17 protein-coding genes are annotated in these 20,591 nt (G+C 63.0%); 3 read left to right on the top strand and 14 right to left on the bottom strand.

Annotated elements, in window-relative coordinates; all coding sequences use genetic code 11:
- Positions 1 to 279: 279 nt before the first annotated feature.
- The 10 genes from phoB to I6F17_RS30590 all read right to left on the bottom strand — a co-directional run bounded on the left by phoB (position 280) and on the right by I6F17_RS30590 (position 10,234).
- Entirely contained in the window at positions 280 to 987 is a 708-nt protein-coding gene (gene phoB, locus I6F17_RS30635; protein ID WP_008143479.1) for a phosphate regulon transcriptional regulator PhoB, read from the bottom strand.
- Between the two features lie 22 nt (positions 988 to 1,009).
- Positions 1,010 to 1,726 (bottom strand): phosphate signaling complex protein PhoU, encoded by a 717-nt coding sequence (phoU, locus tag I6F17_RS30630; RefSeq protein WP_225128376.1) that lies wholly within the window; start codon positions 1,724 to 1,726, stop codon positions 1,010 to 1,012.
- 11 nt (positions 1,727 to 1,737) lie between these two features.
- Positions 1,738 to 2,559, bottom strand: a complete 822-nt coding sequence (gene pstB / locus I6F17_RS30625) for a phosphate ABC transporter ATP-binding protein PstB (protein WP_225128365.1) — start codon at positions 2,557 to 2,559, stop codon at positions 1,738 to 1,740.
- On the bottom strand, positions 2,556 to 3,401 hold the full coding sequence (pstA, locus tag I6F17_RS30620) for a phosphate ABC transporter permease PstA (protein ID WP_225128363.1): 846 nt from the start codon (positions 3,399 to 3,401) through the stop codon (positions 2,556 to 2,558). Before pstA ends, pstB begins: the two co-directional genes overlap by 4 nt.
- Before the next feature lie 4 nt (positions 3,402 to 3,405).
- Positions 3,406 to 4,395 (bottom strand): phosphate ABC transporter permease subunit PstC, encoded by a 990-nt coding sequence (pstC, locus tag I6F17_RS30615; RefSeq protein WP_036001678.1) that lies wholly within the window; start codon positions 4,393 to 4,395, stop codon positions 3,406 to 3,408.
- Between the two features lie 133 nt (positions 4,396 to 4,528).
- Entirely contained in the window at positions 4,529 to 5,542 is a 1,014-nt protein-coding gene (gene pstS / locus I6F17_RS30610; protein ID WP_225128361.1) for a phosphate ABC transporter substrate-binding protein PstS, read from the bottom strand.
- 149 nt (positions 5,543 to 5,691) lie between these two features.
- On the bottom strand, positions 5,692 to 6,984 hold the full coding sequence (locus I6F17_RS30605; RefSeq protein ID WP_225128359.1) for an ATP-binding protein: 1,293 nt from the start codon (positions 6,982 to 6,984) through the stop codon (positions 5,692 to 5,694).
- A gap of 46 nt (positions 6,985 to 7,030) precedes the next feature.
- Positions 7,031 to 8,086 carry a lysylphosphatidylglycerol synthase domain-containing protein gene (locus I6F17_RS30600; protein WP_036042749.1) on the bottom strand — a complete coding sequence of 352 codons (1,056 nt, stop codon included), beginning with the start codon at positions 8,084 to 8,086 and terminating at the stop codon, positions 7,031 to 7,033.
- Between the two features lie 448 nt (positions 8,087 to 8,534).
- Positions 8,535 to 8,837 (bottom strand): hypothetical protein, encoded by a 303-nt coding sequence (locus I6F17_RS30595; protein WP_036001688.1) that lies wholly within the window; start codon positions 8,835 to 8,837, stop codon positions 8,535 to 8,537.
- A 2-nt stretch (positions 8,838 to 8,839) separates the two neighbouring features.
- Positions 8,840 to 10,234: an OmpA family protein gene (locus tag I6F17_RS30590; protein WP_225128357.1), complete on the bottom strand. Its 1,395-nt coding sequence runs from the start codon at positions 10,232 to 10,234 to the stop codon at positions 8,840 to 8,842.
- Positions 10,235 to 10,398: 164 nt separating this feature from the next.
- Between I6F17_RS30590 and I6F17_RS30585 the strand changes: the two genes are divergently transcribed.
- Together I6F17_RS30585 and I6F17_RS30580 are read left to right on the top strand one after the other, a co-directional pair.
- Positions 10,399 to 11,457, top strand: coding sequence for a polysaccharide deacetylase family protein (locus I6F17_RS30585; RefSeq protein WP_225128355.1), 1,059 nt, complete (start codon positions 10,399 to 10,401; stop codon positions 11,455 to 11,457).
- Between the two features lie 91 nt (positions 11,458 to 11,548).
- Entirely contained in the window at positions 11,549 to 12,361 is an 813-nt protein-coding gene (locus I6F17_RS30580) for an SDR family oxidoreductase (protein ID WP_225128353.1), read from the top strand.
- 1,648 nt (positions 12,362 to 14,009) lie between these two features.
- Here the strand turns inward: I6F17_RS30580 and I6F17_RS30575 are convergent.
- The gene (locus I6F17_RS30575) at positions 14,010 to 14,675 is read right to left on the bottom strand and encodes a helix-turn-helix domain-containing protein (protein WP_225128351.1); all 666 of its coding nucleotides are present in this window, start codon (positions 14,673 to 14,675) and stop codon (positions 14,010 to 14,012) included.
- A gap of 577 nt (positions 14,676 to 15,252) precedes the next feature.
- Positions 15,253 to 15,507 carry a hypothetical protein gene (locus tag I6F17_RS30570; RefSeq protein WP_225128349.1) on the bottom strand — a complete coding sequence of 85 codons (255 nt, stop codon included), beginning with the start codon at positions 15,505 to 15,507 and terminating at the stop codon, positions 15,253 to 15,255.
- Positions 15,508 to 15,961: 454 nt separating this feature from the next.
- Here I6F17_RS30570 and I6F17_RS30565 point away from each other — a divergent pair, with 454 nt between their 5' ends.
- Positions 15,962 to 16,948: an AraC family transcriptional regulator gene (locus I6F17_RS30565; protein WP_225128348.1), complete on the top strand. Its 987-nt coding sequence runs from the start codon at positions 15,962 to 15,964 to the stop codon at positions 16,946 to 16,948.
- A 335-nt stretch (positions 16,949 to 17,283) separates the two neighbouring features.
- Here the strand turns inward: I6F17_RS30565 and boxB are convergent, their stop codons facing one another.
- Both boxB and boxC read right to left on the bottom strand, forming a co-directional pair.
- Positions 17,284 to 18,735 (bottom strand): benzoyl-CoA 2,3-epoxidase subunit BoxB, encoded by a 1,452-nt coding sequence (boxB, locus tag I6F17_RS30560; protein WP_225128346.1) that lies wholly within the window; start codon positions 18,733 to 18,735, stop codon positions 17,284 to 17,286.
- Between the two features lie 149 nt (positions 18,736 to 18,884).
- Positions 18,885 to 20,573: a 2,3-epoxybenzoyl-CoA dihydrolase gene (boxC, locus tag I6F17_RS30555; protein WP_225128344.1), complete on the bottom strand. Its 1,689-nt coding sequence runs from the start codon at positions 20,571 to 20,573 to the stop codon at positions 18,885 to 18,887.
- Between the last annotated feature and the right edge of the window lie 18 nt (positions 20,574 to 20,591).

Here is a 20,591-nt window from a genome sequence, read left to right as displayed (position 1 = left end):
TAGTTGATCGCCAAGCTTGATCGAAGACTGCAGCCGTCACACGATGACGGCACCAATCACTCGGTGTCATCCCCGCCTAGTGCGCGATTGCGCACAGGGGGCGGGGATCCATAACCACAGGGCGCAATCGTTGCGCCAGATGGTCACTCCGAGTCTTCGTCAAACCACGTACTGTGGTTATCGCGACGAGCGCAAGCGCTCGCGCTGAGATCCCGGGCTCGCGCTGCGCGCGCCCCGGGATGACGGCCTAGATTTGTAGCCGCAGCTCGCTAAACCAGCTTACGTCTGCTCAGCCTTCGCGAAGCGATCGTCCAACGCGTAGCCGGCGCCGCGGACGGTGCGGATCGGGTCCTGCTCGCGGCCAAGATTGAGCAGCTTGCGCAGGCGGCCGATATGGACGTCGACGGTGCGCTCGTCGATGTAGATGTCGCGGCCCCAGACGCTGTCGAGCAGCTGCTCGCGCGAGAACACGCGGCCGGGATGCTCCAGGAAGAACTCCAGCAGGCGATATTCGGTCGGACCGAGATCGATCGGCCGGCCCGAGCGCGCCACGCGGCGCTTGTCGCGGTCGAGCTCGATATCGCCATAGGCGAGCACGGTGGCGAGGCGCTCGGGACTCGCACGCCTGAGCAGGCCCTTCACGCGCGCAAGCAGCTCCGGCACCGAGAACGGCTTGACGATATAATCATCCGCGCCGGTCGCGAGCCCGCGCACCCGTTCGCTCTCCTCGCCGCGCGCGGTGAGCATGATGATCGGCAGCTGCTTGGTCTCGGGGCGGGTCCGAAGCCGCCGGCACAGCTCGATGCCTGACAGGCCCGGCAGCATCCAGTCGAGCACGATCAGATCGGGAATGTGCTCCTTGAGGCGGGTGTCGGCATCATCGCCGCGCATCACCGTCTCGACGTCATAGCCGTCGCCTTCGAGGTTGTAGCGAAGAAGCTCGGTGAGAGCTTCCTCGTCCTCAACCACCATAATGCGTGCGCCCATGTGGTCGTAGCTCCTTAAGTCGTCAGGTGTTCGGCAGCGTCGTGGCGAAGGTCGTCATGTCGCCCTTCGGCCGCTTGTCGGTGATCGCCTGGCCCTCGATCATGTAGAACACGGTCTCGGCGATGTTGGTGGCGTGGTCGCCGATCCGCTCGATGTTCTTGGCACAGAACATCAGGTGGATGCAGAACGAGATGTTGCGCGGATCTTCCATCATGTAGGTGAGGAGCTCGCGGAACAGCGAGGTGCAGATGGCGTCGACTTCCTCGTCGCCCTTCCACACCGCCATCGCCGCCGGCAGGTCGTGCGCGGCATAGGCGTCCAGCACCGACTTGACCTGCTGCTGCACGAGGTCGGTCATGTGCTCCAGGCCGCGGAACAGCTTGAGCGGATGGAAATCCGTCTCCAGCGCCGCGACGCGCTTGCCCATGTTCTTGGCGAGATCGCCGATGCGCTCGAGATCGGTCGCAACGCGCATCGCGCCGACGATCTCGCGCAGGTCGACGGCCATCGGCTGGCGGCGGGCGATGGTGAGCACGGCGCGCTCCTCGATGCGCTTCTGCAGCGCGTCGAGTTCGACGTCGGTGGCGACGACGCGCTGGCCGAGCGCGACGTCGCGGCGGATCAGCGCGTCGACGGAATCGACGATCATGCGCTCGGCGATGCCGCCCATCTCGGCGACCAGGCGGGTGAGCTCCTGAAGGTCGCTGTCGAAAGCCTTTACGGTATGTTCAGAACCCATGTTCCGTCTCCTCAGCCGAACCGGCCGGTGATGTAATCCTGCGTGCGCCGATCGCTCGGCGACGTGAAGATCTTGCTGGTGTCGTCGAACTCGATCAACTCGCCGAGATACATGAAGGCGGTCTTGTCGGAAACGCGCGCCGCCTGCTGCATGTTGTGGGTGACGATCGCGATCGTGTAGTTCTCGGACAATTCCTGGATCAGCTCCTCGACCTTGGCGGTCGAGATCGGGTCGAGCGCCGAGCAGGGCTCGTCAAACAGGATCACCTCGGGCCGCACCGCGACGGTGCGGGCGATGCAGAGGCGCTGCTGCTGGCCGCCGGAGAGCGACAGGCCGGAGGCATTGAGCTTGTCCTTGACCTCGTTCCACAGCGCGCCACCGCGCAGCGCCTTCTCGACGCGGTCGTCCATCTCGGACTTGGAGATCTTCTCGTAGAGACGAATGCCGAAGGCGATGTTCTCGTAGATCGTCATCGGGAACGGCGTCGGCTTCTGGAACACCATGCCGACCCGGGCGCGGAGCAGGTTGAGGTCGAGCTTGGGGTCGAGGATGTTGGTATGGTCGAGCAACAGCTGACCGTCGGCGCGCTGGCCCGGATAGAGGTCGTACATCCGGTTGAAGATGCGCAGCAGGGTGGACTTGCCGCAGCCGGACGGGCCGATGAACGCCGTGACGCGGTTGGTGCCGAGCGCCAGGTTGATGTTCTTCAGCGCGTGGTGGTCGCCGTAGTAGAAGTTGAGATTGCGCGCCGTGACCTTGGCGGGCGCCTCGGGCAGGGGCTGCGAGCCGGGATGAACGGTCGGTGCGGTGACGGAAACAGACATTTCACTCATTTTGCAGTCCTCTCGGCGCCAAGGATGCGCGCGCCAATGTTAAGGGCAAGCACGGTCAGGGTGATCAACAGCGCGCCGCTCCAGGCGAGTTGCTTCCAATACTCGTAGGGGCTCTGCACGAAGTTGTTGATGGTGACAGGCAGGTTCGCCATCGTCTTGTTCAGGCCGAGGCTGAAGAACTGGTTCGACAGTGCCGTGAACAACAGCGGCGCGGTCTCGCCGGCGACGCGGGCGGTCGCCAGCAGCACGCCGGTGATGAGGCCGGAGCGCGCGGCACGATAGGCGATGCGCTTGATCACCAGCGAGCGCGGCAGGCCGAGCGCGCTGGCTGCCTCGCGCAGCGGGTTCGGCACAAGCAGCAGCATGTCTTCTGTGGTGCGCACCACGACCGGGATCACGATCACGGCGAGCGCCAGCGCGCCGGCGATGGCGGAGAAGCCCCGCATCGGCATCACCACCGCGCCGTAGATGAAGAGGCCGATGATGATCGAGGGTGCCGACAGGAGAATGTCGTTGATGAAGCGGATCACCGAGGTCAGCTTGTCGTTGCGGCCGTACTCGGCGAGATAGGTGCCGGCGAACAGGCCGAGCGGCGCGCCGATGCCGACGCCGATCACGGTCATGATCAACGAGCCGACGATGGCGTTGCGCAGGCCGCCCTCGGTCGATCCGGGCGGCGGCGTGTCAGCTGTGAAGACCTGGAGGTTGAGCCCGGCCAGGCCGTTGTAGAGCAGCGTGACCAGGATCAGCGCGAGCCAGGTGACGCCGAAGGCGGCGGCTGCGACGCAGAGACCGCGAATGACGATGTCCCAGCGGCGGCGGCGCGAATAGATCGGGTTCATGGCTTCACTTCCCGGCCTTGGTTTCGAGGCGCAGCAGCATCAAACGGGCGGCAGCGAGCACGAAGAACGTCAGCACGAACAGCAGGAGGCCGAGCAGGATCAGGCCGGACTGGTGCAGGCCGTCGCTCTCGGCAAATTCGGAGGCGATCGCCGCCGAAATCGTCGTGCCCGGCGCGAAGATCGACGAGGAGATCCGGAACGAGTTGCCGATGATGAAGGTCACCGCCATCGTCTCGCCGAGCGCCCGGCCCAGCGCCAGCATGACGCCTCCGATGATGCCGACGCGGGTGTAGGGGATCACCACGCTGCGGACGACCTCCCAGGTGGTGCAGCCGACGCCGTAGGCGGCTTCCTTCAGCACCGGCGGCACCGTCTTGAACACGTCGACCGAAATCGAGGTGATGAAGGGCAGCACCATGATGGCGAGGATCAGCGCGGCGTTGAACAGGCTGAGATAGGACGGGGGCCCTGCGAAGATCGCGCCCAGCACGGGGACGCCGTCGAACACCCTGATCATGAAAGGCTGGAAGGTGTTGGCCAGGAACGGGCCGAGCACGAAGAAGCCCCACATGCCGTAGATGATCGAGGGGATGCCGGCGAGCAGCTCAACCGCCATGCCGATCGGGCGGCGCAGCCATTGCGGGCAGAGCTCGGTGAGGAAGATCGCAATGCCGAGACCGACGGGAATGGCGATCAGCATCGCGATGAAGGAGGTGACGAGCGTGCCGTAGATCGGCCCGAGCGCGCCGAGCACCGGCGGATCGGCCGAGGGCGCCCAGCGCTGCGTCCACAGGAAGGAGATGCCGAACTCCTGGATCGCCGGGAAGGCGCCGACGATCAGCGAGATGATGATGCCGCCGAGAATCAGCAGCACCGAGATCGCGGACAACCGCGTGATCCAGTAGAAGGTGACGTCGCCGAGCTTGAACGCGCTCAAGGCCTTGGCGCGATCATATGGACCGGCAGCATCAATCACATTGCTCTCAACAGCCATCTCAGCCACGCCGATCCCCTATACCCGTTTTATGTACGCTTGTTGTTGGTGGCGCGCTCCGGATGCGGCAGGAGGCCGATCCGGAGCGGAGATCTTGCAGCGTCCCGGAACCGTGTCCGGGACAAATAGCGCCTTAGCTCTTGATCTCGGCAGCCCAGGTCTTCTCGATCTGCTGGACGACGCTGTCCGGCATCGGAATGTAGTCGAGCTCCTCGGCCATCTTGCCGCCGTTCTTGAAGGCCCAGCGGAAGAACTTGATCGCTTCCTGCGCGGCCGCCTTGTCGGTGGCGGACTTGTGCATCAGGATGAAGGTCGCCGCCGTGATCGGCCAGGACTTCTCGCCGGGCTGCTCGGTCAGGATGACGTAATAGCCGGGAGCCTTGGACCAATCGGCGTTGGAGGCGGCCGCCTGGAAGGCCTCGACGGTCGGCTGCACCGGCTTGCCGGCCTTGTTGACGAGACCGGCGTGGGTGAGCTTGTTCTGCTTGGCATAGGCGTATTCGACATAGCCGATCGAGTTCTTGGTCTGGCTGATGTTGCCCGACACACCCTCGTTGCCCTTGGCGCCGACGCCGACCGGCCACTCGACCGCGGTGCCCTCGCCGACCTTGCTCTTCCAGTCCGCGCTGGCCTTGGAGAGATAGTTGGTGAAGTTGAAGGTGGTGCCCGAGCCGTCCGAACGACGGACCACGGTGATGGCCGCCGACGGCAGCTTCGCGCTGGGATTGAGCTTCTTGATCGCGGCATCGTCCCACTTGGTGATCTTGCCGAGATAGATGTTGGCCAGGGTCTCGCCGTCGAACACCAGCTCGCCCGGCTTCACGCCCTCGATGTTGACGACGGGGACTATGGCACCCATCACCATCGGCCACTGGACGAGGCCGTCCTTCTCGAGCTGCTCGGCCTTGAGCGGCGCGTCGGTGGCACCGAAGGTCACGGTCTTGGCCTGGATCTGCTTGATGCCGCCACCCGAGCCGATCGACTGGTAGTTCAGACCGTTGCCGGTCTCCTTTTTGTAGGCGTCAGCCCACTTCGAATAGATCGGGAACGGGAACGTCGCGCCGGCACCGGTGATGTCGGCCGCAAAGGCTACCGTCGTCGATGCGGCGACCAAGCCGGCAGCGACCATGGTTTTGAGGAAATTCATGCTGGTCTCCATACAGGGGAGCGAAGCGCCATCCGCGCCCGATCGCGCTCCCCGCGCCGCCGCTTTAGGGGCGGCCGGCTGTGCTTTTACGAAGGTTTCGTGACAGTTGGATGACGACACCAAGCAATTGAAATTGCTTGCGTTTTCGATCAAGCCGGAGCCTTGCCCTGGGGAAAACAGGCAGTGAACGTGGCGCCCTGCCTGGGCACGCTTTCGATCAAAAGGCGGCCGCGATGACGGTTAAGAATATGTTTCACCAGCGATAACCCGAGCCCGGTGCCGCCTTGCGAGCGGCTGTCGCCGACGTCGACCCGGTAGAAGCGCTCGGTCAGCCGCGGCAGGTGCTCCGGCGCGATGCCCGGGCCGAAATCGCGGACCATGACCCGGATTTCCTGAGTTCCGTCAGCGGCGGCGCTCGAGGTCAGCGACACGATGACGCGCCCGCCGGAGGCGCCGTATTTGAGCGCGTTCTCGATCAGGTTCTCGAACAGGCGGAGCAGCTCCTCGCGATCCCCTGCGATCATCACCGGCGGCTCCGGCAAGTGGATTTCCACCTCGACCTGACGCTCGCGCGCCAGCGGCTCGAGCCCATCGGCGACCTGACGGATGATCGGGACGAGATCGACCAGGGTGTCGGGCCGGACATGGGCCGACAGCTCGACCCGCGACAGCGACAAGAGATCGTCGATCAGGCGCGCCATGCGCGTGGCCTGGTTGTGCATGATGCCGAGAAAGCGCTCGCGCGCCTTGGGATCGTCCTTGGCCTGGCCCTGGAGCGTATCGATGAAGCCCGACAGCGCCGCCAGCGGCGTGCGCAGCTCGTGGCTGGCATTGGCGACGAAGTCGGCGCGCATCTCCTCGACCCGGCGCAGCGGCGTCTGGTCGTGGAAGGTCATCAGCATGCATTTGTCGGCGCCGCCGAAGCTGGTCGGCACCGGTACCGGCGTGATGATCAGCTCCATCCAGCGATCAACCGGAACATGATCGAGATAGGTCGCGCGCCGCGGCTCGGTGGTCGCGATGGCCTCGCGCAGCGCGGTGATGATCTCCGGCGAGCGCAGCGCGAACTGGGCGAGCTCGTTCTTGCGCAGCGCCGGCGCGAGCTGGGCGGCGACGGCGTTGAGGTGGATGACGCGGCCGGCCCGGTCGAGCAGCACCGCCGGATCCGGCATGCCGGCGACCACTGCGGCCACCGCCGCGCTCTCGACCGGGTTGATGCGTCGGACGTCGTCGCGGGAGGTGGCGGGATCGTGCAGCCGCCACGGGATCAAGGCAGCCGCAGCGATGCAGAGGAACACGATTGCAGCGTGCAGCGCCGACAATTCGCCGAGCGAGACCACGACGGACAGCGCCAGCGCCGCGGCGATCAGGATGATGGTCGAGTGCCGCAGCCGATCGGACCAGGGCTGGGCGGAGGGAGAAGAGGGGGCGTCGATCGCCATCGGGGCGGACTTCTCCTGGGGACTGTCCTTAAGGACCTGACACCGGTCAGGCGCCGCTGTCTCTGCGCTCTCTCACATAGGCGGCTTCAGGCGCCGGGCCGGGGTCCAGCTTGAGCGCCGCCTGTTGCAAGCGCTTCGATCGGGCGCCGATTATAACCTCTCGAAACGTCAGCAAGATTACAGATAAGACGAACGGAGACAGATAATAGAGGACGCGGAACAGGAGCATGCCGCCCAGCAGCTCCTCGCGGTCCATCTGCCAGAGCCCGACCAGCATGGCGGCATCGAACACCCCCAAGCCTCCGGGTGAATGGCTGGCGAAGCCGAGCAGGGTCGCCGAGACGAAGATCACCGCGACCATCACGAAGCCGAGATTGGGCTCGTCGGGGACCAGCACATACATCGCCAGCGCGCAGAAACCGAGATCGACGATGCCGATCGCGATCTGGAGCAGCGTCAGCGGGCCGCCCGGCAGCACCACCGTCCAAGGGCCGCGGCCGACCACCCGCGGCTGGCTCCAGACCCAGATCACGTAACCGATCAGCGCCACGATGATCATCAGCGCCAGTGTCCGGTTCAGCCATACCGGCAGCTGGTCGATCGAGGCTGCCGCCTCCGGATGGTAGGCGATGCCGAGGCCGAGCACCGCGGCATTGCCCAGCCAGAAGGTCAGGCCGGCGAGAAAGCAGATTTTTGCGACGTCGATCGCGTTGAGCCCATAGGCCGAATAGATGCGGTAGCGCACCGCCCCGCCGGTGAAGACGGAGGCGCCGACATTGTGGCCGATCGAATAACTGGTGAAGGCCGCGAGCGCGTTGATGCGATAGGGCACATGGGCATGCCCGATCGCGCGCGTGGCGAAGAGGTCGTAGAAGGTCAGCGTGAAATAGCCCGCAGTGACGAATAGCGCCGCCATCGCAATCTGGCTCGGCTCAGTGCTCTTGATCGCTTCGAGGACCTCGTTGAAATCGATGCCGCGCAGCATGTGGTAGAGCACGTAGCAAGCGATGCCGATGACCGCGATGCTGATCACGACTCCAAGCTTATGCAGGACTTGCTTCTGGCGCAGAAACGTCGTCGCCCTGCGTATGGCTTCCAGCATCTAGACCTCGAACAACGCTTCAGCGGCCAGGGTGGCCGGCGGACAGGCGGACGCGCAGGCATTCAACGAACCCTCGCCGCCGGCGCCGGAATCGCGCATGCCCCCTGCCCCTCCACTAGCGCGTTTTCGGCCGAAGTGGAATTCGCCAATTCGAACAAAAACACGTGCCTTCAATATTTTAGGCAGGGTTGCAGCTCCCAGTGCAGGGTTTGGCGCTTTCGTCGGCAAGGCTTGGCGCGAATCTCCAGGCGATCCTGCGCAGGGGCCATGAAGTTTTGATGATTTCGGCCGCACAATGTTCCGTCACGCCTTAAGCCAACGTCAATCTATGGAGCCGGCCTGCCTGTTGAAAGAGGGGTGACTGGAGCGGCCAGGTCCCGGTTTTCCAATGCGCCGAAAGGCCGCGGCGGAGCACACCCCGCCCCGCGCGTGAGGGTGCATAGCAACATCACACAGCGGCTGGCGGCGCGGTACGCGAGACCACCCGATCGCGCAGCCACGCTCCGATCGTGCCGCCGACGAGATAGCAGGCGAACATGATCAGGCCGAGGTCGAGCCAGTAGCCGAAGCGACCGGGGACCACATGGGTGAGAGAGGCCGCGACCAGGGCGGCGGCAAGCACTGCGAGCCACCGCGCAATCACCTTCGAGGTGCCGTTGCCGCGCTGGACCACCGAGATCCAGCCCATGCAGAAGCCCAGCAGCAGCGAGCCGATCAGCCAGCCCAGATGGAACGAGACGAGATAGGGCATCGTCACCTCACCAGAAATTCGATGCGGCGGTTCTGCGCCCTGCCTTCATCGGTGTCGTTGCCGGCGACGGGCTGCGTGCTGCCATGGCCGACCGCGGTGAAGCGGCTGGCAGGAAGGCCCGCCTTGACCAGATAGTCGATCACCGCCTGCGCGCGCTTTTCCGAAAGGGCCTGGTTGAAGGCATCCTCGCCATCGGCGTCGGTATGTCCGACGACCTCGATATTGGTGGTGGGGCAGCGCAGCGCGGTCTCGATGAGGCGATCGAGAATGCCGGCCGAGTCAGGATCGATGTCCGCGCGCCTGTTCGCGAAACGGATCTTGCCCTTGGTCAGAAGCTCCGAGAACAATTGCTGGCACACGGTGCCGTCGACCGGGCCTGCGGCGGGCTTCACCGTGATCTCCGGCTTGTACTGCCAGTTCTTCGGGAAGTCCTTGCCGAGGCCTGCGCGGATCTCGTTGGCGGCGGCCTCGTAGAGCGCATCGCCCGAGAGCTTCACCTCGCGGTCGGAGACGACCAGCGTGCCGGTCGACAGCCGCGACAGCGCGCCGAGCGCAGCGATAACAGCCGTGCTGAAGGAGCCGGGGGCGCCGATGCTGGCCTTGAGATTGTCGACGACCTTTTCGGTGAAGAACTTTCGCGAGGCGCTGGTGCCGATCGCGGCGTGGACGTTGTTGTCCGGAACATAGCCGGTCAGCGTCACCGTCGCAGCCACCGGATCCTTGTAGGCCTGGAAGATGTAGGGCGGCGCCTTGATCTCGTTGGCCGCAATAGAAAAACCCTCGGGCAGGTTCTTCAGCGCAGCGGCGATCGCCTCACGGCCGCCGAGCTCGCGCGCCATGCCCGACAGATTGACCTTGGTGTCGGTGATCGTGATCTTGCCGTCCTTCAGCTTGCCGATCTGATCCAGCAGCAGCATCGCGGCGGCTTCGAACCGAGGCGGCGCCCCGCGCGCCAGTCCCATCTGGTCGGCGACCTCGACGCCGCCGACTTCCTTGCGGGCCGCCTCGGTCAGCCGGGCCCTCATCGATGGAAGCGGCGCGGAGCCCGACAGCGTCACCCGCACCACGTCGCGCTCGGCATTCCAGACGAAGGGCTTGGCCTCGGCAACGAGGCGAGTCCGGTCGTCGACCAGCCGCACGCCGGGCACAATTTCGACCGCCATCACGGCGTCGCGGCGCCCCTCCTCGGAGAAGGCGTCCGCGGCCAGGCTGACGTCGCGGCCGTCGACCGCGATCCGGGTCTTGTCCAGAACGGTGTCCTTGAGCGCAGCCGAGCTGCGGGCCGACAGATCAGCCTCGACCGGTAAGGTATTATTCCAGGCCGCAAATCCCCACATGACGGCAAGGGGGATCAACCCCGGCCACCATTTGCTGGCCCACGAGAAAAGCTTCTGCATTCGACGACCCGAACTCTGGAAACGGAGACAAAACAAACCCTTGGCAGGCTGTCAAACCGGAAATGGCCCTGGTCCCAAGGCCCGGGTGGGACAATTGGAATAACTTTTTCTTCAAGGGTTCTTCCGTAAGTTGAGGCCGGAATGCCAAAGTCCCCCACCCGGTCATGAAACAACTGCGTAACAACGTCATCCGCGCCGGGCTGGGAGCACTCTATTTCAGCGGGGCGCACCACCTGTTGCGCCCGCTTTTGTCGGGCGTGGGCGCCATTTTCATGCTGCACCACGTGCGGCCGGCGCGCGAGGCCGCGTTCCAACCGAACCGGCATCTCGAGGTCACCCCCGACTTCCTGCGCGCCACGCTGTGCCATTTGCGCTCGCGCGACATCGACATCGTCAGCATGGACGAGCTCCATGAGCGGCTGGTGCAGGGCCGGTTCGACCGTCGCTTCGCCGCCTTCACCCTCGACGACGGTTACCGCGACAATCTGGATTACGCGCTGCCGGTGCTGCGCGAATTTGACGCGCCGCTGGCAGTCTATGTCACGAGCGATTTTGCCGACGGCACCGGGCGATTGTGGTGGAAGGCGCTGGAGGCCGTGATCGCCAAGGCCGAGCAGATCGACATTCAGATCGGCAATTCCGCCCTGCGGCTCGATGCGACCAGTGTCGCGGCGAAGCAGGCGGCGTTCGACCGCCTGCACGACTGGCTGCGCGCGCTGCCGGGCGAGCACGATCTTGCGCGCGAGATCGGGGCGCTGTGCAGGACTCACGGCGTCGACATGGAAGCGCTGTGCCGCGGCCTCTGCCTGTCCTGGGCCGAGCTCAAGTCCTTTGCCGCCGATCCGCTGGTCACGATCGGCGCGCACAGCGTCAGCCATTGCAACCTCGCCAAGCAGACGGAAGGCATCGCCGCCCAGGAGATGGCCGCGAGCCGCGCGCGGATCGAGCAGGCGCTGGAGCGCCCCGTGCTGCACCTCGCCTATCCCTATGGCGACCGCGACGCCGCGGGCGCGCGCGAATTCGCCCTTGCCGCATCCGCCGGTTTCAAGACCGCGGTGACGACGCGGCCCGGCATGCTGTTCGCCGAGAACGCCGACCACATGACCGCGCTGCCCCGCGTCTCGCTCAATGGCAATTATCAGGACGCGCGGATCCTGCCGGTGCTGACCTCGGGCGCCGCGACCGCGATGTGGAACGGCTTCCGCCGCATCGCGGCGGCGTAGGCCTCAATCTGCACTGGTCGAGGACAAGCGCGCCTTTCTTGACTCCCCTCCCTGCTCCGCCCACAACCGGCGGCAACCAAGGGAGGAACGCATGTTCAACGATCTGTTCTCGCTCAAGGGCCGCATCGCGCTGGTGACCGGCGGCTCGCGCGGCATCGGCAAGATGATCGCGGCGGGATTTCTCAGCGCCGGCGCGGCGAAGGTCTACATCACCGCGCGCAAGGCCGGACCGTGCGAGGCCACCGCCAAGGAGCTCAGCGCACAGTATGAAGGCGAATGCATTGCGCTGCCGATCGACATGTCCACGGTCGCCGGCTGCGAGCTGCTCGCGAGCGAATTCAAGAAGCGCGAATCCAGGCTCGACATCCTCGTCAACAATGCGGGCGCCGCCTGGGGCGCGGAGTTCGACGAATTCCCGGAGAGCGGCTGGGACAAGGTGATGAACCTCAACGTCAAGGCGCCGTTCTTCCTGACCAAGGCACTGGCGCCGACGTTGCGCGCCTCGGCAAGCGCGGAACGGCCGGCGAAGGTGATCAACATCGCCTCGATCGACGGCATCTTCGTCAATCCCGGCGAGACCTATTCCTATGCCGCGAGCAAGGCCGGGCTGATCCACCTGACGCGGCGCATGGCGGTGAAGCTCATCCCGGACCACATTGTGGTCACCGCGATCGCGCCGGGCCCGTTCCAATCGGACATGAACCGCGCCGCGCGCGACCACGCCGACGAGGTTGCAACGCGCGTGCCCGTGGGCCGCATCGGCACCGACGAGGACATGGCAGGCGCTGCGATCTACCTCGCCTCGCGCGCCGGCGACTATGTGGTCGGAGCGACCATCGCGGTGGATGGCGGCATCGTCTATGCGAACCCCGGGATCAAGGGCAGCGGGTGGGATAGCGATTGATCGGCGATCTCCCGAACCAAAATGTCGAAAACAACCCCATGCACAGTAGAAAGGCTCTTGATCGGCAAGGGATTTTCGAGCGTCACAGGTGACGACGATTGCAGCCGCGATGCGGTTGACACGTCGGGCAAAACACGTGTCGAGCTGGGACGTATACTCATCCGCATCGATGCAGGCACAGCGACGTCCGCTTTCCGCTCGAAAACGCATTGGCGGCCCCAGATGTGCGTGTCCGCTAAGGGCCCACAAGCAGAAAGGACGACTTCGGTTCACTATTCAGCGGTTGAAGGGAGAAGCCCACCGTCCGTCGTGAAATTGGACCGGCACGGGGCCCCATCGACTTGGTTGTCGTTCGCAGTGGATCCGAGAGCTCCTGGATTCCTGCTTAGCGGTGCGTTGCGACGGAGACGGACAGACAGGGCGCGCGGCTCACGACTTCGAAGGTGTTGCGAAGCATGAGGTGCCGAGCATAATGCATGCGGACCGCGCACCTTTCGCTCTGCTTTTTCGACTAAACCTCGAAGATCTTCCAACTCTGCGAGCTCAGAACTGAGGTTGCTAAGTCGTTGGGCGTAAAGCATTGACCGAGAGCTTCGCATAAATGTCCTCCCCAGCACAAATTGGTAATATCGGCTTTCAATAAGATCAGGCTCACTGGTTCAGCGAGGGATGACGCCTTCGAACGCCTGCAACGACGCGATTCTAATTTCTGATGGCATCAGAAACCTTGCACGGCTTAAGACCGCGCAACCAGCCTTTGATCTCCTCGGACTTCTTGGGGTCTTTAACAGCGCCCACTGAATGGCGAGACGACACGGTATTTAGGGCATCCGACACACACCGTCAGCTCAAAGGCGCACCAATTCTCAGCGGCAGATTTGGATAAATGCCTGACGCACATAACCCAAGGTAGCTCGGATACGCCCATACGTTCCTCAATCCTTACCGGTCTGCGCCGGAGCTCTACGGTTTTTCCTGCGAGCGATCGTTGTTGCAGGCTACTTGCAAGCCATGGCATGCGTGGCAGTCAGGACAAGATTCCCGCACCTTCTCGATGGCACGGCGACCTAGATTGATCGGGTTCTCTTGGCCGTCAGCCGCCGAGGCCAAAATCCTCTCAGCGAGGCACGCCATCAAGGAAGGTGTCCGTTTGGCTTCGGGGATAGTCTTTGCAGCGTCCGCCAGAACGCCCCGCAATACGGCGTGAGGATAACTTTGCGACCAATCGCTCTTCGTCGGCACCATCGGCTCCTCCACAGGCAGACTACTTAAAACGAGAGTTCTCTGTTGAGCTTCTCACGGATTCATACGGTAGGCGTGTGTGCGATGTAGAACGATCCTCAACGGCCAAATTCTGCAGACATTGCTCAGATTTTGATTCACACTGGCTGATCTAGATCACAATCCATCACTTGATTGGGATTTGCTACCCGGCACATGACATGACGAGGGGCCCGTTTGATTTGGATCATGGATCTTCCAGAATACCCGCTCAGCCAGTCGCCGGTGGTTCGCACCCGCGATTCGGATGAAATGACGAATGCGCTGTTTGCGGTGTATGGAGCAACTGGATCTAAGGGCGCCAAACCGGCCGACTTGACGGTTGTCGGACAACGTGACGAGGTTGGCTGTGGGCCAATACCAGTAGTCAGGCATCCAGCCTTGCAAGTTCGTCGCGGTCGAGCAGTTCGACCCGTCGCTGGGTCGCCCCGCCTAAACGCAAGAGATTCTGGTCTCGCAATATGGAAAGGGCGCGAGAAACGGTTTCCAGCGTCAGCCCGAGATAGTCGCCGATGTCGCGGCGGTTCATCGGCAAGATCATCATGTCGGGGTGATCCTGCCGCTGGTCCATTTCAAGCAGGAATGCCGCAACCTTCTCCAGAGATGTCTTCCGGCCCAGCAGCAGCATGCGGTTCTCGGCGTGCTGGAGGTTTTGCGTGACGAAACCGATGAGGTTCATTGCACCCTTCTCTCGGCTTGTCATCGCGTCTAGCACGCTGCGTCGCCGCGTGATCCGCACTGACGTTTCAATGATCGCTTCGGCGTTGAAGCGATGCGTTGCCCCGTTCTCAAAACCAAACATGTCCCCGGGTAGATGAAACGAGTTGATATGACGACGACCATCGGGAAGCATTTTGCAAGTACGCACTGCGCCGGAGGTGATCTGGTAGACGTACTCCGCGTCCTCGCCTTCGCCGAAAATCTCCATGCCCCGACGGTATTTGAACTCGCTGCAGAAAGTGCGCTCGCCCGTCAGTGCTGCAAGATGTCCGTCGATGGGACGACGGCTTGCCGGGTTGATCCGCACCAGCATTCGGGTTCTCCCTTTTTCCCGCCAGAGTACGGAACTCGGAGTGGCCGGATTTGATGTAGCGCAACTTTGGCGGCCCAGGTATTTGCATGTAGGTCGCACGGCCAACACGGCCGTCCGGGGCGAAAATGAGCCGCCAGCCCTTGGGGAAACTGACGGCTCACGGGTAGGGCTCGTAGTTGGGGACTACGCAGTATGCACATACGCCTGCAACAAAACCGCATATTGATCAGGGTCAATAGTCGCAGCCATGTGTTGGGCAGCTCGCTTAGCCGAGGCCTCGCGTCGCTCTCGAACTAAGGTCGCCACGGGCCAGAACGAGACATCACACTTGACGGCGAGCTCCAGCGAAGGTGCTTCGAGCCAAGGCGCGCAGATATTCGAGCTTGGCTTGTAGCTCCAGGAGCTCGTTATTCAATTCACGCCTCCGTTCACCCGCAGGACAGCTCGCGATCAAGCTGGCAGTCCGAACGAGGGAAATGTCGAGAAGGAGGATGGCGCGCCGAACATCTCCTTCCAAGTCGGGGCGAGGGCGCGTGCCTGGAAACTGCACTACGTTGTACATAGCTAATCTCTGACACTAGGTTACCAGGTATTTCGCCGTCCTGATCAACTCGACCCGCTGTTCAGGTTCGGGAAGTTTGGCCAGTTCAGCTGCAAGACGGTCGAGTATTCTGCTGCGCATTTCCGGGTGCCTTTCCCTGCTTAATTGTTCTCTGAGCTGGCTGACGTTTGGAGTAGCCGGGAAAGTATCGTCCACCGCGCAAACAACGTCGCTTCTCCCTTTCGGATCACCAAGAATGCTAAGCAAGTTCGGGCCACAGCGAACAGCCATCCAAGATCGCTCCGCTAAGTGTGCTAAGTTAAGCAGCGCGAAGCGCTCACCGTTGAAGTTGCGGAAAAATGGACCGTCGAAAACATTCGACGGTCAGTGTTTCGTTCGGTGCAGCCATGCCAAAGCCGTCAGCGGACGAAATGAAAATATTATAGTTAGGTCATCGAAAGCTGTTTCGGTTTAGCCAAGTCCGTAGGAACACTGCTATTCACTGCTGAGAACGCAGGCGCGCTCTTGCAGAACTCGCAAGGTCACCGGAGCCGGATGTTGTATGAGCACCCCCGCTCCATCCCGTAAGCATCTCTTACCTGCTACGCCGGCACAACGATTTCTCATGGCCTAATTCTGCAATCATTGCTCAATTTCGGCATCGAAGCACTTCTTGATCCAGATCAGTGCCAAATGCGTTTCCTGATCAAAAGATCACCAATTGATCCGGCTTTGCGATTGTCAAATGGATGAAATCGATTACCCGCTTAACCGCTCTCCGGTCGTGCGCACACGCAACCCCGAAGAGATGAGGGATGCGCTGCGCACCGTCTATGGAGCAACCGGTTTTTCTGTCGCGAATTCAATCGATTTCGAGGGGGTGGCAAATTACCTGATATTGCCCCATATCGGGCTCGGCTTTTGTGGATATGCTGCCAAAACGATCGTCGATTTTCCCGAAGGCGATTTTGCAAGACTCCAAGTCGGTCTCAAGGGGAAAGCGAGCGTCATTTTAGACACCGCGACGACGGTGCCCGTGGACGAGCAGCACCTCGGCATCACCTCGCCGGGGCAGCCGAGTACCATCATATTCGAAGCGGGGTTTGAGCAGTTAATCCTTCGTATCAAAACGGCTGCGCTCGATAAGGCGTTAGCAACACTCCTCGGAGCGCCACCTCGTGGGACGCTGTTGTTCAACTCCACCACGCCGCCGAAGCAGCCTGCGGCCCATCTGTTGCGTCAGCTGACCATGTTCTTGGCCGACCAGCTGAATTCAACGGCAGCGCAGCTCCCTAAACCGGCGCTGGTCGAGCTCGAGCAAGCGCTCATCATGACCTTCCTCTCGGCTCACAGACACAACTACACGGAATTGTTGGAGAGTCCCGCCACCGAGCCAGCGCCTCTCGCAGTCCGCTTGGCCGAGGAATACATCGAAGCAAATTGGGCTCGTGCTGTTCTCGTCGAGGAGTTGGCAGCACAAACGAACACCAGCATCCGCAGTCTTTATGCAGCTTTCAAGAAGAATCGCGGATATTCGCCGATGCAATTTGCAAAGTCCGTGCGGCTCCGACGCGCCAGGCAAATGCTCCTGGAAGGAAATCCGAGAACATCAGTGTCTCAGATCGCCTTCAAATGCGGCTTCGCCAATCTAGGCCATTTCGCCAACGACTTCCGGAAAATGTTCGGAGAACTTCCATCGGAGGTCTTCGCGCGGGGACGGCGTTTGAAATAGCAGCTGTCAGCTAAGGGGCCGCAAGCTGACGTTCTCGCAGCTTTCGAATATGCCCGCTCCATTTTCCGAAACCGGACGTCACGCGTCTAGGAGTACACGTCCTAGGCTCCTCCACGTCACGCGCCGCTCGGCCCGGACAAGCGAACGAGGTGAGCGCAGATCCCGGACCCATAGCCACGGGTCAGCGTGTGACAGGAAGTCCCACTCCGAGCCCTCGGCGAACTCCTTCCTGTGGGTCTGGGTCCTCGATCTGCGCAAAGGCCTGGCAATGCGATGCGTTGCCAGGCCTTTGCTTGTAGGGGGGACACTGAGAGTGTGGAGCAGCGTCGTAGCCCTCACGACTCGATCTTCACGTACTCGAAATCGCCGGGCTTGTTGTCGATACCGACCTTCGGCGGCGAGATCCAGGAGGCGAACTGGCCGATCTCGGTAACGGGCTGCATCAGCGAGGTGATGAAGTCGCCATCGCTCGCCGACGGCAGCCATTCGTCCTTGCGCTTGGCCCAGGTGGCATCGTCGATCAGGATGCCGTCGGGCGTCGCGTGCACGTCCTTGAACTCGCCGATGTGGCGGTGGAAGGCGACGTTGGGCAGCGTCAGCTTGAAGTCGTAGCCGGCGGTCGAGATCACCTTGTTCCAGCGCAGCATGCCCTTGACGCAATCCTGGCTGTAGTCGTCGCGCAGGCGCATGTTGAGCGCGGTCAGCGCGGGCTCGTCGACCAGCTTGATCTCGCCGTTGATCAGCTTGAGCACCGGATAGGTGGAGTTCTTGAGCTGGTGATCGTCGTCGATCTGGGTCTCGTGATAGCGGCCCTTGATGCCCGCGTTGAACGCGTTGGCCGCGTTGGTCGAGACTTCCGAGCCGAACAGATCGAGCGACAGCGTGTAGTGCAGGTTCAGCTTCTTCTGGATGGTCGGAAGATCGATGACGCCGAGCGCGCGGACCTTCGCGATGTCGTTGGGATCGGTGATGCCGGCCGCGCGCATCGCATCGCAGGTGCGCTGCACGACGCGGGTGATGCCGGTCTCGCCGACGAACATGTGGTGCGCTTCCTCCGTCAGCATGAAGCGGCAGGTGCGCGACAGGGGATCGAAGCCGGACTGCGCCAGCGAGTGCAGCTGCATCTTGCCGTCGCGGTCGGTGAAATAGGTGAACATGAAGAAGGACAGCCAGTCCGGCGTCGCTTCGTTGAACGCGCCCAACATGCGCGGCGCGTCGGCATCGCCGGAGCGGCGGCGCAAGAGATCGTCGGCCTCCTCACGGCCGTCGCGGCCGAAATACTTTTGCAGCAGGTAGACCATCGCCCAGAGGTGACGGCCTTCCTCGACATTGACCTGGAACAGATTGCGCATGTCGTAGAGCGAGGGCGCGGTCTTGCCGAGATGGCGCTGCTGCTCGACCGAGGCCGGCTCGGTATCGCCCTGGATCACGATCAGGCGGCGCAGCATGGCGCGATGCTCGCCCGGGACTTCCTGCCAGGCCGGCTCGCCATAGTGCTCGCCGAACGGCACGACGCGGTTCTCCTCCTGCGGCGCAAGGAGAATGCCCCAGCGATATTCGGGCATGCGGACATAGTCGAACTTGGCCCAGCCGCGCGGATCGACGGAGTAGGCGGTGCGCAAATAGACCAGGGATTCCTGGAAGCCTTCCGGCCCCATGTCGCTCCACCAGTCCATGTAGCCGGGGTGCCAGCCCTCCAGCGCTTTGAGCACCTGGCGGTCTTCGGCGAGATTGACGTTGTTCGGAATCTTGGTCGAGTAGTCGACGTTCATGATGTTCATGTTCATGGCCGTGCTCCTTGATCGGTCTCGTGTCCCGGACGCAGTGCGGCGCGAAGTGCTGCACTGCTGAGCCGGGACCTATTGTCTCGTCTTGCTGGGTCCCGGTTCGGCGCAGCGTCACTTCGTGTCGCAGCGCGCCCGGGACACGATCGTCATCAAACCCGCGTCATATCGAATTTCGGTTTCTGGCCGCTGCCGTAGCGGCGCAGCGCGCCTTCCTCGCCGACGGCATTCGGGCGCTGGAAGATCCAGTTCTGCCAGGCGGTGAGGCGCGCGAAGATCTTCGATTCCATCGTCTCGGGGCCGACGAAGCGCAGGCTCGCTTCCATGCCGGTAAGGCTGTCGGGCGAGAAGCTGGCGCGCTCCTCGAGGAACACGCGGACCTCGTCGTCCCAGTCGATGTCGTCGAGCGCGAAGGTAACGAGGCCGAGTTCTTCGGCCTGCTCCGCATCGAGGCTGGTGCCGAGCGTTGCTTCCGCGCGCTCCAAATCGGACGGATCGGCCTGAAAGCGCGATTCCAGCCGTGTCAGGCCGTGGCTCATCGGATAGGGGCCGAAATTCATGGCGGACAGCTCGATCGACGGCGGCGGACGATTGTCGCCCTGGCGGGTGCCGATCAGCATGTAGGAGCGGTCGGCGGCAAAGACGAGCTCGGCGAGCGTGCCCGCAAAGCAGGAGCCGGGCTCGACTAGCGTCACCAGCGTGCGCGAAGTGACGTCGACGCGCTTGAGCACGCGCTTCCAGTAATGCCTGATCTCGTTGACCAGCCAATGCGCCTTGTTGGCTTCGAGGAAAGCATCGCTGGCGAGCACATGGGCGCGGTCGCCATGACTCTTGAAGACGAGCATCGCGATCTCGAGCTCGTTGATGCGTAAGTGCAGGATGGCGTCGTCGAGCTCGCGCGCCACTTGCAAGGGCCAGAACGAGGCGCCTTGCGCCATCATGCCGTCGATGTCGGCGGGCGGCGCGGTCTCCGGCGCCTTGATCGAGATGGTGGCGATGCGGGCGGTGCGATCGATGTCGACGGTGACGAAGCCGTAGCGGATGCTGTTTTGGTCGATCAACCGCTTGAGCGGCGTCAGCGCGATGCCCTTGCCGCTGCCCTTGCGCTTCGATTGGCCTGCGAATTCCTTGGCCCGCTCGGCGATCTTGGCCTCGAGCTTGGAGTTCGGCGCGATCTCGTCGACGAGGCGCCATTGCACGGCGCGCTTGCCCTTCACGCCCTCTTCGATGGTGCAGAAGACATCGGCGTGGTCGCGCCGCACCTTGCGCTTGTCGACCACCCGCGTGAGACCGCCGGTGCCCGGCAGCACCGCGAGCAGCGGCACTTCGGGCAGCGCGACGGCGGACGAGCCGTCGTCGGCGAGGATGATGTGATCGGTCGCGAGCGCCAGCTCATAGCCGCCGCCGGCGGCGGAGCCGTTCACCACGGTGATGAAGCGCTGGCCGGAATTCTCCGACGAATCTTCCATGCCGTTGCGGGTCTCGTTGGTGAACTTACAGAAGTTCACCTTGTGCGCGTGGGTGGAGCCCGCGAGCATGCGGATGTTGGCGCCCGCGCAGAACACGCGGTTCTTGGCCGAGCGCAGCACCACGACCTTCACCTCGGGATGCTCGAAGCGCAGGCGCTGGATCGCGTCGGCGAGCTCGATGTCGACGCCGAGATCATAGGAATTAAGCTTGAGCTGGTAGCCCTCGAACAGGCCGCCGTTCTCGTCGACGTCCATGGTCAGCGTCGCGACGTTGCCGTCGACCGCGAGCTTCCAATGCTTGTAGCGGGACGGTTCGGTCTGAAAATCGATGAATGTCGCGCCGCCTGCGAGGCGCCGATCTTCCCCGGCCATGAGCCACCCTTAGCTTGG

It is taken from the genome of Bradyrhizobium sp. NBAIM18, assembly GCF_020193825.1.
In the GTDB taxonomy this organism is placed as follows: domain Bacteria; phylum Pseudomonadota; class Alphaproteobacteria; order Rhizobiales; family Xanthobacteraceae; genus Bradyrhizobium; species Bradyrhizobium yuanmingense.
This window is presented reverse-complemented; position numbering and strand designations above follow the sequence as displayed.